The following is an 11,439-nucleotide window of genomic DNA, read 5'->3' on the forward strand; positions in this document are numbered from 1 at the left end:
GAACTATGTAGTCCCACCACATGTGCCCCTGACCTGCAGATTCCTACCGTGTGCGAACACGTACCCGTCCCCACCGCACACGAGGAAGTGGCGCACATGGCCTCCGGAACCACCGCTCCCCCACCCCCCGGCAACCTCAAGCGCATCGTCGCCGCCAGCCTCATCGGCACCACCATCGAGTGGTACGACTTCTTCCTCTACGGCTCCGCAGCCGCCCTCGTCTTCAACAAGCTGTTCTTCCCGGACTCCGACCCGCTCGTCGGCACGCTCCTGTCCTTCCTGACGTACGCCGTCGGATTCGCGGCCCGGCCGCTGGGAGCCCTCGTCTTCGGGCACTACGGCGACCGGATCGGCCGCAAGAAGCTGCTGGTGCTGAGTCTGCTGCTGATGGGTGGGGCGACTTTCGCGATCGGACTGTTGCCGACGCACGCGACCATCGGGTCCGCCGCGCCCGTGCTGCTGACCATGCTGCGCCTGGTGCAGGGTTTCGCGTTGGGTGGGGAGTGGGGCGGGGCCGTGCTCCTGGTGTCCGAGCACGGGGACGCGCGGCGGCGGGGCTTCTGGGCCTCGTGGCCGCAGACCGGCGCTCCCGCGGGGCAGTTGCTGGCGACCGGCGTCCTGTCGCTGCTGACGGCCGTGCTGTCGGACAGCGCCTTCGGCAGCTGGGGCTGGCGGATCCCCTTCCTGCTCTCCGGAGTCCTGGTCATCGTCGGTTTGTGGATTCGTCTGTCTGTCGATGAATCGCCTGTCTTCAAGCAGGCGTTGGCCCAGGCGGAGGCGCGCAAGGTCGCGCACGTGGCGGCCGCCGAGAAGCTGCCGCTGGTCTCCGTGCTGCGGCACCACTGGCGTGACGTGCTGGTGGCGATGGGTGCGCGCATGGCGGAGAACATCAGCTACTACGTCATCACCGCGTTCATCCTCGTGTACGCCACCACCTCGGCCGGCGTCTCCAAGCAGACCGCCCTCAATGCCGTGCTGATCGCCTCCGCCGTCCACTTCGCCGCCATTCCGGCCTGGGGCGCGTTGTCCGACCGGGTCGGCCGTCGCCCCGTCTACCTGCTGGGCGCGGTCGGCGTCGGGCTGTGGATGTTCCCGTTCTTCTCGCTCATCGACACCGGCGGCTTCGGCAACCTGCTTCTCGCCGTGACCGTGGGCCTTGTCCTGCACGGCGCCATGTACGCGCCCCAGGCCGCCTTCTTCTCCGAGATGTTCGCGACCCGGATGCGCTATTCCGGTGCCTCCATCGGCGCGCAGTTCGCCTCGGTCGCGGCAGGCGCGCCCGCACCGCTGATCGCCACCGCGCTGCTGTCCGACTACGGCAGCTCCACCCCGATCGCCCTGTACGTCATCGCGGCGGCCGTCCTGACGGTGATCGCGGTGGGCGCCGCCAAGGAGACCCGCCACCGGGATCTGGCCGACATCGAGTCCCCCACCGACGCGGAGCCCGAGACACCCCGGGCGGCGGACGCGCGCACTGTCTGACCTCTGGTCGACGCCACCGAATCCCGGGAACCTGACCCCCGTACGCCGTGCGTGCGGGGGTCAGCGCTGTGCCGGTGCCGACAACCGGTGCAGCCGCAGGGCCAGTTGGATCTCCAGTGTGCGGGCGGGGCTCTGCCAGTCGTCGCCGAGGAGGTGGCCGACGCGCTCCAGGCGCTGGGCGACCGTGTTCACATGGACGTGCAGTTCGTCCTTGGTGCGCGCCGGGCTCATCCCGCAGGCGAAGTACGCGTCGAGGGTGCCCAGCAGGCCGGTGCCGCGCCGTTCGTCATACGCGACGACCCGGCCGATCGTCCGGTCGACGAAGCCCGCGATATCCCGGTCCCCGGCCAGCAGCAGCCCCAGGAACCCGAAGTCCTCGGCAGCGGCGCCGTCTCCGGAGCGGCCGAGCAGCCGCAGGGCGTCGAGGCAACGCCGGCCCTCCTCATAGGCGGCGGCGACGGAGTCCGGGTGTGCGGCCAGGTCTTCGACCGGGGCGGAGGCGCCGACGGTGACCGCCTCGTGGACGGCCGTGCCGAGATGTCGGGCGGTGCGGCGGGCCAGGGCGGTGGCGGTGTCTCCCGTTTCGAGGGGCAGGAGCAGCACCGTGCCGCCGTCGCGGGCGGCGGCCAGGCCGTGCCGGGTCGCGGCAAGGTGGGACGCGGCGGACCATAGGCGTCTGCGGGCGGCCGCCTCCTGGTCGGCGTCGGCCGCGACGGCGTCGAGGCGCGCGGCGAGCACGACATGCCCGGCGTCGAGGTCGGCGTCCAATCGCGCCGCGCGCTCGCGCAGCAGACGCGGGTCACGGTCGCGGGCGTCGAGGAGGTCGTCCAACAGCTCTCCCCGGACGCGCTGTTCGGCTTCGGCGGCGGAGCGCCGGGCGAGGAGCAGCAGGGAGGTGACCATCGCGGCCCGCTCCAGAGTGCGCTGGTCGACGGGGTCGAGGCCGGGGTGGCCACGCAGCACCAGCGCACCGAGCAGTTCGCCGCCTGCGGCCACCGCGGCGATCCAGTCGTCGTCGTGCCGTACGGCGTGGCCTTCGGCGCGGGATGCCTCCAGCGCTCTGGCCGGTGCGGTGGCGGCCTCCGCGAACTCGACCGTGCCGTCCAGGACTTCGGAGACCGCGGCGGCCACGTCGTGTACCCCGCCGCCGCGCAGCACGAGTTCGGCGAGCCGGTCGTGCACGTCCGAGGCCCGTTCGATGACTCCGCTGCGGTCCCGGATGATCTCGTTGGCCAGCTCCAGGTCGGCGAGGGCCGAGCGGGTCTCGGTGAGCAGGTTCGCGGTGTCGATGGCGGCCGCGGCAAGGGCAGCGAAGGAGCCGAGCAGCGCGATCTGCTCCCGCTCGAAGACCCGGGCGCGTCGGTCCGCAGCGAAGAGGACACCGATCACGTGGTGCCCCAGCATCAGGGGCACACCGAGGATGGCCACCAGCCCCTCGTCGCGCACGCCGGCGTCGATGGTGAGGGTGTGCTGGAAGCGGTCGTCCTTGAAGTAGTCGTCGGTGACATACGGGCGGGCGGTCTGCGCGACGAGTCCACCGAGGCCCTCGCCCATGCCGAGCCGCAGCTGCTGGAACCGGGCGGCGACCGAGCCTTCGGTCACCCTCATGTAGGTGTCGCCCCTGGCCGGGTCGTTCAGGCTGAGATAGGCGACGTCCGTGCCGAGCAGCGACCGGGCGCGCTGCACGATCGCCTGCAGTACGGCGTCCAGGTCCCGGAGACCTGCCAGGTCGTGGGCGGTCTCGAACAGGGCCGACAGCTCGGCCTCTCGCCTGCGCCGCCCTTCCAGCTCGGAGCGCACGCGCAGCGCGAGCAGCTTGGCCTGTTCGAGGGCGACGATCCGCTCGGTGGGTCTGCCCTCGGCGCGGGCGAGCAGCACCGGCTGCTCGTAGGCGTCGGCGGACGCGCCCCGGGCCAGTAGCTCGAGAAATGGCGTCTCGGCACTGCTCAGGGGCGCTCCGGCAGCGGCGGAACGCGAGGCGGACTGCACGTGATCGCGGGACATGCCCACAGGATTGCTCATCGCACCGCCGCCTCGTCAGCCCTGTGGATAACTCGGAATCCCGTCGGCGCCGGCCCGCTCAGTGCGCGGTCCAGCCACCATCGAGCACGAGCGACGTGCCGGTCACGAAGGACGCCTGCGGGCTGCACAGGTACGCCACGGCCTCCGCGACCTCCTCCGGTTCGATGAGCCGCTTGACCGCGCTGTCCTGCAGCAGCACCTCGGAGAGCACCCGCTCCTCGGGGATACCGTGCGCCCGGGACTGGTCGGCGAGTTGTTTCTCCACCAGTGGGGTTCGCACATAGGCGGGGTTCACACAATTCGAGGTGACGCCATGGGGTGCGCCCTCCAGGGCGGCGGTCTTGGAGAGTCCCTCCAGACCATGTTTGGCGGCCACATAGGCCGACTTGAAGGCCGAGGCGCGCAGTCCATGGACGGAGGACACATTGACGATCCGGCCCCAGCCCTGCCCGTACATATGGGGCAGGGCACCACGGATGAGCCGGAAGGGCGCCTCCAGCATCACGGTGAGCACCGTGTGGAACACGTCGGGCGGGAACTCCTCGATGGGGCGCACCAGTTGCAGCCCGGCGCTGTTGACGAGGACGTCGGTGCCGGCGGCGGCGAGTTCGGTGGCGTCCAGGTCGGTGAGGTCGAGGACGTGCGGTTCGACGGCGCCGGCCAGGCCCCGTGCCCGGTCGGCAAGCGCATCCAGGCCCGCGGTGTCCCGGTCGACCGCTCTCACCTTGGCTCCTGCGGCCGCGAGCCGCAGCGCACACGCACGGCCGATACCACCGGCGGCGCCGGTGACGAGTGCGGTGCGGCCGCCGAGGTCGAGCGGGACGGGCAAGGACGAGCCTTGAGCCAGGAGGGTGCTGGGCGGGGTCATGGCTCGACCCTAGGCAGCACCCTCGCCAGGCCACATATGGTCACAGCCCATACTTCAGTGCGAACTCATAGGCTCGAACCACGTGGGTTCATCGGACAGTGCCTGTTTGATCCGGAACAGCTGACGTTCGTCCATCACGGGCAGCGCGTCCACCTCGAACCAGCCGACCTGCAGCGATTCGTCGTCGTTCACGCGGGCCTCGCCGCCGACGGCCCGGCAGCGGAAGGTGATGTCCATGAACTGGCATGTGTCGCCGTTGGGATAGGTGACCTCGTTCCCGGATCGGACGAGGACAATGCGCTCGGCGACGCACCGGACACCGGTCTCCTCCTGCACCTCCCGCACGGCTGCGGCCGCGGGCTGCTCGCCAGGGTCCGGAATGCCGTTGATCACCGTCCACTTGCGGTTGTCCGCGCGCTGCCCCAGCAGGACCCGCCCTTCATCGTCGAAGACGACGGCGCTGACCCCGGGAAGCCACAGCAGTTGATGACCGGCGGAGGCCCGGATCGTACGAATGAAGTCAGGAGTAGCCATGGCCCCGACCCTAACTGGCCGGTGGCGGCGCCCCCGGGAGATTCCGGGGGCGTGCGACCGACGTACGGCTACACGTCAGCGGCGCGTCGCGTGCGCATCCCGGCGCCGATCGCCCAGCCGAGGCCGCCGGCGGCGACCAGCACCAGGGCGATCTCCGGCAGGATGCCGAACCGCGTGGCGGGCGTCTCGGTGGAGCGCAGCGGCACCTTCTGGACCAACGAGTCGGCCACGAACATGCCCGTCTTCTGCGTGATCGTCCCGTCCGGCATGATGATCGCGCTGACCCCGCTGGTCACCGGCACGGTGACGGTCCGGCTGTGCTCGACGGCACGGACGCGGGACATGGCGAGCTGCTGGTACGTCATCTCGCTGCGGTCGAAGGTCGCGTTGTTGCTCGGCACGGAGATCATCTGCGCGCCGTCGGTGACCTCGGAGCGCACGGCCCAGTCGAAGGCAGCCTCGTAGCAGGTGACGAGGCCGACCTTGGCGCCGTCCATGGTGAACACGCCCGGCTCGGTGCCCCGGCTGAAGTCCTGGCGGACCATCGCGGTCCAGTTCTCGTTGATCGCCCCGACGAGCGAGCGCAACGGCAGGTACTCGCCGAACGGCTGGATCTGCCGCTTGTCGTACGTGTCGACGGGCCCCTTCACCGGGTCCCACAGGATCTGCTCGTTGAGCAGCTTGCCGTCCCGCTCGACGACGCCGCCGACGGAGATGGGCGCGCCGATCGCCTTGGCGGCCGCGTCGATGACGGCGCGCGCGTCGGCGTTGGCGAAGGGGTCGATGTCGGAGGAGTTCTCGGGCCACAGCACGAAGTCGGGCTGTGCGACCTTGCCCGCCTTGACCTCGGCGGCCAGGCGCTCGGTCTCGCGCGCGTGGTAGTCCAGTACGGCTCGCCGCTGGGCGTTGAAGTCCAGTCCGGCACGCGGCACATTGCCCTGGATGACCGCGACGGTCGCGGTGCCGTTCTCGGCCTTGTCAGTGACAAGCGGCCGGGCGGCCACGGCGCCCACGACCGGCAGGGCCACGCTCAGCAGGGCGACCGCGGCAGCGGACCGCCGTACGGCCCGCGTGCGCCGCGCCTCGACAGTCAGGCGTATCACCTCATGCAGACCGAAGCCGCAGAGAACGACCGCGAAACCGAGCACCGGGGTGCCGCCCACCGCGGCGAGCGGCAGGAAGACGCCGTCGGCCTGGCCGAACGCGATCTTTCCCCAGGGGAAGCCGTTGAACGGCGCACGCGCGCGTGCCGCCTCTCCGGCGATCCACAGCGCCGCCGCCCACACCGGCCGGCCCGGCAGCTTCGACACCGCGGCGACTCCCGCGCCCACCAGCGCGACGAAGAGCGCCTCGATCGCGACCAGCGCGAGCCAGGGGCCGGGGCCGACCTCCACTCCGGTCCACACCAGCAGCGGTAGCAGGAAGCCGAGGCCGAAGAGATAGCCGAGGCCGAGGCCCGCCTTCCAGGAGCGGCCGCGCAGCACCCAGCCGAAGACGGCGAAGGCCGGCAGGGCCAGCCACCACAGGGTGCGGGGCGGGAAGCTGACGTAGAGCAGCACTCCGGAGAGCGCCGCGGCGAGGGCCGGAACCAGACGCACGAGCCGTGCCGCGCGCGAGGCGGGCGCGATCTGCGGCTGCAGTTGGTCCGACTCGCCCACGGAAGTTGCGGTGACGGTCACTCGGGGAGTGTACGGCGGTTGACCTCGGCACCGACAGCGCGGTCCGGCGGCAGCAGGGCTCCCACGTGGGCGCATGCGTCCGTCGGGCCCCCGGCAGGGTCCCCTGCGGGCGCGGGCCTCTCACGGGAGACGCCGCCGGTCGTCCCTCCCCAGCGCGCCGACGCCGGCCCCTCGGCGCTCAGGCGACGCATCGTTCCTGCACGACACGTCCACAAACCGGCCATCAGCCGTTACGGTAGGCCGGAGCCTCAGTCGTACCGGCAGGTCAGGTCCGGACGGCGAGGCCCGTCACAGGTCGGGGGACCGGGTTTCGGGGGGCGGGGTGGATGTCACGGGGATGACGTCTGCGGCAGGTCCGGATGAGGCCGGCGACAGACGAAACGTTTCTGATGCGGCGGGCGTGGTCGTACTGGGGGCCTGCGCCGCCTGGTCGCTGATCACGGCTGCCGTGCACGACGGCCGGCCCGAGGGGGTACTGCTCGCGATCCTCGCCGTGGCCGCCGGTTATGCCGCGGGGCGGATCGGCGGGGCTCTGCTGCCGGTCGCCGCGCCCTGCGCCGGAGCAGTGGCCGGAGTGGGCCTGACGCTGGCCGTACCGCACCTCGCCCCCGGGCCGCAGATCGTCGCCCCGCTGGGCCACGCCGGGGGCACCGCCGCCGTACTGACCCTCTCCGCCGGCGCCGCGTGCTGCGCCGCCTGGGCTGCCTCGGCACCGGCGCTGCGACTGGGTCTGCGCGCGCTGGCCGCAGGAATCGCGGTGACGGCCGGCGCCCTCGGCTCGACCACGGGCCTCGTCTCCTGTACAGCCGTCGTGCTGTGCTCGATCGCCGCCGGCCACATCCGCCATCGCGGCGTGGCCATCGCGGGACTGGCCCTGACCGCGACCTCCGTCACCGGCCTGACCTGGGCGGTTGCCGGGAACGCCGTGCCTGGCGGGCTCGTCGGCCGGCTCGAGGGTCGGCTCACGCAGCACCGGATCCAGCTGTGGCAGGACGCCCTGCACCTGGCGGGTCAGGACCTCGGCCTGGGCGTGGGACCGGGACGCTTCGGGGAGCTCAGTACGACGGCGACCGGGACCCCGCTGTCCGACGGCAAGCCGCACTCGGCACCCCTGCAACAGGTGGCGGAGCAGGGAGTGGTCGGCGTGATCCTGCTGGCGGCGGCCTTCTGCTGGATGCTGTTCGCGCTGTGGCGCACCGCGCGCCCCACCCCGGTCGCGCTCACCGCGGGCGCGGCCCTGACGGCGCTGGCGGCCATTGCGGCGGTCGGCAACGCGCTCAGCTTCACCGCGGTGTCGGTGGGCGCGGGCCTGCTGGCGGGGTTGGCCACGGCACGTCCGATCGGCCACGGATCGCCGGTGCGCGAGGGCGACGTACGCGCGCGTGGGGATCGGTTGACTCCATGACCCGGCGTGCGGCGCAGGGGCCGGCCCACACACATGGTTCCGAAGCCCCACCCGCGCGGTGACGATCGGGCCCTTGATTCAGTGCGCTGTGCCGGGTGCCCGTGTCCGCAGGCGGTCCCTGATGACTCGTACGGCCGCCTCGGCGTCGTCCACGGTGACCGTGAACGTATGGCCGTCCCACAACCGCAGCACCAAGCCCTCGCCACGCCGTACGACGACGGCGGTGCCCTTCTCGGGCCGCCACCGGTAGCCCCAGCCACCCCAGTGACGCGGAGTGACGTGCGCGACGAAGTCGGCGCCCGCGACCTCGGACAGCAGAATGCGGCGGCGCGGCACACCGATGTGGCCGCAGCGCACCTCGAGGCACTCCTGGTCGACCTTCAGGGCGACATGCACGAACGCCAGGGTGCCGAAGAGGACCAGCAGCCCGGCCGCGATGCAGCCGACGACGGCCATGACGAGCGGGGCGACGCCATCCGTCCACGGCGAATCGACGGCCAGCTCGATCCCGAGCGCCATACAGGCGGCGCCGACGAGCGCCAGCAACCACTGGACCCGGTTGGTCGCCCGCCCGGTCCAGACATCGGGGTGTGGATTCGCGCTGTGGGGGTGGTCCCTCATGTTTATGAGGTTACTCAGGTTTCGCTGCGCTGGTACCGCGCTGCGGAGGGTGACTGCGCCGACCGGGCCGCGGACGGACCGACGTCGTCCGTTTTGTGACGCTCGGTTACCGTGCGGGGCTGATCTCCTGCAGGAGACGGCCTTCCTCGTAGGCCAGAGCGGGCACGGGCAGCGCACCCTCGCGGCCGCTCAGCAGCACCGTCAGGGTGCCGTTCGCCTCGACACCTGGGGTCGGCTGCTCGCCGAGTCGGCGCAGCGCCTGGGCGGCGACCGCGCCGGCGGAGCCGTGCAGGACGAGCGGTGGGAAGCCGGGGCGCTGGACGGCGGCGCGGATGCGCTCGGCGACGAGCTCGTAGTGCGTGCATCCCAGGACGACGGTCGTCACGTCCTTGGGGGTCAGTGCGGCGGCCGCGGCGACGGCTGCTTCGATCGCCGTCTCGTCCGCGTGCTCGACCGCCTCGGCCAGCCCGAAGCACGGCACCTCGGTGACGGCCACGCCGTCGGCGAAGTCCTCGATGAGGCCGCGCTGGTAGGGACTGCCGGTGGTGGCGGGCGTGGCCCAGATCGCGAAGGGGCCGCCACCGGCCGCGGCCGGCTTGATCGCCGGGACCGTGCCGATGACCGGTATGCCCGGTTCGAGGCGGGCGCGCAGGGTGGGCAGGGCGTGCACGGTCGCGGTGTTGCAGCCGATGATCAAGGCGTCGGGCCGGTGCGCGGCGGCGGCGTCCGCGACGGCCACGGCGCGCTGCGTGAGGTCCTCGGTGGTCCTCGGGCCCCAGGGCATGCCGTCGGGGTCGAGGGAGAGCACGAGATGCGCGTCGGGTCGCAACCGCCGTACCGCGGCGGTGGCCGCGAGCAAACCGATTCCGGAGTCCATCAGCGCGATCTTCACCCGGCCACGATAGACGATGGGGCCTTGCGGGCCCCTCCGGTGGGGCAGACTGCGCGCGTGAGCGCCATCGCGTGGACTGCCGCCGGATCACTCGCCGCCTGGCTGTGGCTGCTGCTCTGCCAGGGCTTCTTCTGGCGTACGGACGTCAGACTTCCGCAGCGGGCGGAACCGGACGAGTGGCCGTCGGTCTGCGTCGTCGTACCGGCGCGCGACGAGGCGGCGGTACTTCCCGCGAGCCTGCCGTCGCTGCTCGCCCAGGACTACCCGGGGCGTGCGGAGATCTTCCTGATCGACGACGGCAGTTCGGACGGCACCGGGGAGCTGGCGCGCGAGCTCGCGCGGCGGCACGGCGGACTGCCGCTGACCGTGGACTCCCCCGGCGAGCCGCCCGCGGGCTGGACCGGCAAGCTGTGGGCGGTGCGGCACGGCATCGGCCTGGCACGCGCGCGTGATCCCGAGTACCTGCTGCTGACGGACGCCGACATCGCGCATGCCCCCGACAGTCTGCGGGAGCTGGTCGCGGCGGCGCGCACCGGGGGCTTCGACGTCGTCTCTCAGATGGCCCGGTTGCGGGTGGAGAGCCTGTGGGAGCGGCTGGTCGTGCCGGCCTTCGTGTACTTCTTCGCGCAGCTGTATCCGTTCCGCCGGATCGGTGAGAAGGGGGCTCGGACCGCGGCCGCGGCAGGCGGCTGTGTCCTGCTGCGCGCCGACGCCGCCGAGCGGGCGCGGATTCCGGACGCCATCCGGCACGCCGTCATCGACGACGTGGCGCTCGCGCGGGCCGTCAAGGGCGGTGGTGGCCACATCTGGCTGGGGCTGGCCGAGCGGGTGGACAGCGTGCGCCCCTATCCGCGACTGAGCGACCTGTGGCGGATGGTCTCGCGCAGCGCGTACGCCCAGTTGCGGCACAACCCGCTGGTGCTGGCCGGGACGGTTGCCGGGCTCGCGCTGGTGTATCTGGTGCCGCCCGTGGCCCTCGTCGCGGGTCTGGCGGGCGGGGATACGGCGTCGGCGGTCGTCGGCGGTGTCGCGTGGCTGGTGATGGCCGGTACGTACGTGCCGATGCTCCGCTACTACCGCCAGCCGCTGTGGCTCGCTCCCCTGCTGCCGTTCACTGCGTTCCTCTACCTCCTCATGACGGTCGATTCCGCGGTGCAGCACTACCGGGGGCGCGGCGCGGCCTGGAAGGGCCGCACCTACACCCGTCCGGACGCGGTGCCCGACGAGGGCTGACTACTTGCGGCCTGGCGTCCAGTTCATGCCCCACCCGTAGGCGTAGTCGACGGTGCGCTGCGGGCTCACCCCGCGCTCGGGCACCAGGTAGCGGGCCTCGCGCTGGACGACGAGATCGCTGCCGGTGTTGGTGATCAGGGCGAGCGCGCACACCGTGGAGGGGACCGTGCACTCGTCGAGCGAGAAGTCGACCGGGGCGCCGTGCTGCGGCGTGAGGGTGACCGTGGCGTGCAGGTCGGCGAAGGAACGCGCACCCTCGTAGATGGTCACGAAGATCAGGATGCGCCGGAAGTCCCGCTGGTGGTCGAGGTTGATGGTGAGGTTCTCGCCACTGGACACGGCGCCGGTGCGGTCGTCGCCGTCGAGGTGCATGTACGGGGGCTGGTGCAGGGCGCCGAAGGCGTTGCCGAGGGACTGGATGACGCCCTTGCTGCCGTCGGTGAGCTCGTACAGGGCGCACAGGTCGAGGTCGAGGTCGTTGTGCATGGCGACCGGGCGGCCCAGCTTGCTCGCCCAGCCCGAGAACTGCTTGCGCATCTGCCAGTTGAGGTTCACGCGCATCGCGCCCGAGGTGCCGCCCTGTTTGGTCAGCGAGACGGAGGGGGCCGCCTTGGTCAGCGTCACCTTGCTGAGCCTGACCGGCGGCGCCTGGGGCACGGGCGGGGGGACCGGCGGCATGGCGGGCGGCGCCATGGTCACCGGC

At 72.0% G+C, this 11,439-nt stretch carries 10 protein-coding genes; 3 read left to right on the forward strand and 7 right to left on the reverse strand.

Features of this window, described 5'->3' with window-relative positions; genetic code table 11:
* The first annotated feature begins 96 nt into the window (after positions 1 to 96).
* On the forward strand, positions 97 to 1,482 hold the full coding sequence (locus ADL12_RS14330; RefSeq protein WP_062702281.1) for an MFS transporter: 1,386 nt from the start codon (positions 97 to 99) through the stop codon (positions 1,480 to 1,482).
* A 60-nt stretch (positions 1,483 to 1,542) separates the two neighbouring features.
* Here the strand turns inward: ADL12_RS14330 and ADL12_RS14335 are convergent, their stop codons facing one another.
* The 4 genes from ADL12_RS14335 to lnt all read right to left on the reverse strand — a co-directional run bounded on the left by ADL12_RS14335 (position 1,543) and on the right by lnt (position 6,585).
* A complete protein-coding gene (locus ADL12_RS14335) occupies positions 1,543 to 3,486 on the reverse strand; it encodes a helix-turn-helix domain-containing protein (RefSeq protein WP_062702295.1) in 1,944 nt (647 codons plus the stop codon).
* Positions 3,487 to 3,562: 76 nt separating this feature from the next.
* Positions 3,563 to 4,372: a 3-hydroxybutyrate dehydrogenase gene (locus ADL12_RS14340; protein ID WP_062702283.1), complete on the reverse strand. Its 810-nt coding sequence runs from the start codon at positions 4,370 to 4,372 to the stop codon at positions 3,563 to 3,565.
* A gap of 54 nt (positions 4,373 to 4,426) precedes the next feature.
* Positions 4,427 to 4,906, reverse strand: coding sequence for an NUDIX hydrolase (locus ADL12_RS14345; RefSeq protein ID WP_062702284.1), 480 nt, complete (start codon positions 4,904 to 4,906; stop codon positions 4,427 to 4,429).
* Between the two features lie 68 nt (positions 4,907 to 4,974).
* Entirely contained in the window at positions 4,975 to 6,585 is a 1,611-nt protein-coding gene (gene lnt, locus ADL12_RS14350; protein ID WP_062702286.1) for an apolipoprotein N-acyltransferase, read from the reverse strand.
* Positions 6,586 to 6,922: 337 nt separating this feature from the next.
* On the opposite strand from lnt, the gene ADL12_RS14355 reads away from it, so the two are divergent.
* A complete protein-coding gene (locus tag ADL12_RS14355) occupies positions 6,923 to 7,990 on the forward strand; it encodes an O-antigen ligase family protein (protein ID WP_079052041.1) in 1,068 nt (355 codons plus the stop codon).
* A gap of 78 nt (positions 7,991 to 8,068) precedes the next feature.
* Here ADL12_RS14355 and ADL12_RS14360 read toward each other — a convergent pair whose 3' ends face one another.
* Positions 8,069 to 8,611 (reverse strand): hypothetical protein, encoded by a 543-nt coding sequence (locus tag ADL12_RS14360; protein WP_062702289.1) that lies wholly within the window; start codon positions 8,609 to 8,611, stop codon positions 8,069 to 8,071.
* Between the two features lie 106 nt (positions 8,612 to 8,717).
* A complete protein-coding gene (locus ADL12_RS14365; protein ID WP_062702291.1) occupies positions 8,718 to 9,503 on the reverse strand; it encodes a glutamate racemase in 786 nt (261 codons plus the stop codon).
* A 57-nt stretch (positions 9,504 to 9,560) separates the two neighbouring features.
* Here ADL12_RS14365 and ADL12_RS14370 point away from each other — a divergent pair, with 57 nt between their 5' ends.
* Complete coding sequence (locus ADL12_RS14370; protein ID WP_244187902.1) at positions 9,561 to 10,736, forward strand: glycosyltransferase; 1,176 nt, start codon at positions 9,561 to 9,563, stop codon at positions 10,734 to 10,736.
* Here the strand turns inward: ADL12_RS14370 and ADL12_RS14375 are convergent.
* Positions 10,737 to 11,439: TerD family protein (locus ADL12_RS14375; RefSeq protein WP_425265095.1), on the reverse strand; the 703-nt coding region annotated here is incomplete at its 5' end.

This window comes from Streptomyces regalis (assembly GCF_001509475.1).
In the GTDB taxonomy this organism is placed as follows: Bacteria; Actinomycetota; Actinomycetes; order Streptomycetales; family Streptomycetaceae; genus Streptomyces; species Streptomyces regalis.

What these genes read in the sequence shown, in the direction of transcription:
- ADL12_RS14355 (WP_079052041.1), top strand. Translation starts at nt 6,923, where the DNA reads ATGACGTCTGCGGCAGGTCCGGATGAGGCCGGCGACAGACGAAACGTT.
- ADL12_RS14335 (WP_062702295.1), bottom strand. Translation starts at nt 3,486, where the DNA reads ATGTCCCGCGATCACGTGCAGTCCGCCTCGCGTTCCGCCGCTGCCGGA.
- ADL12_RS14345 (WP_062702284.1), bottom strand. Translation starts at nt 4,906, where the DNA reads ATGGCTACTCCTGACTTCATTCGTACGATCCGGGCCTCCGCCGGTCAT.
- ADL12_RS14340 (WP_062702283.1), bottom strand. Translation starts at nt 4,372, where the DNA reads ATGACCCCGCCCAGCACCCTCCTGGCTCAAGGCTCGTCCTTGCCCGTC.
- ADL12_RS14330 (WP_062702281.1), top strand. Translation starts at nt 97, where the DNA reads ATGGCCTCCGGAACCACCGCTCCCCCACCCCCCGGCAACCTCAAGCGC.
- ADL12_RS14360 (WP_062702289.1), bottom strand. Translation starts at nt 8,611, where the DNA reads ATGAGGGACCACCCCCACAGCGCGAATCCACACCCCGATGTCTGGACC.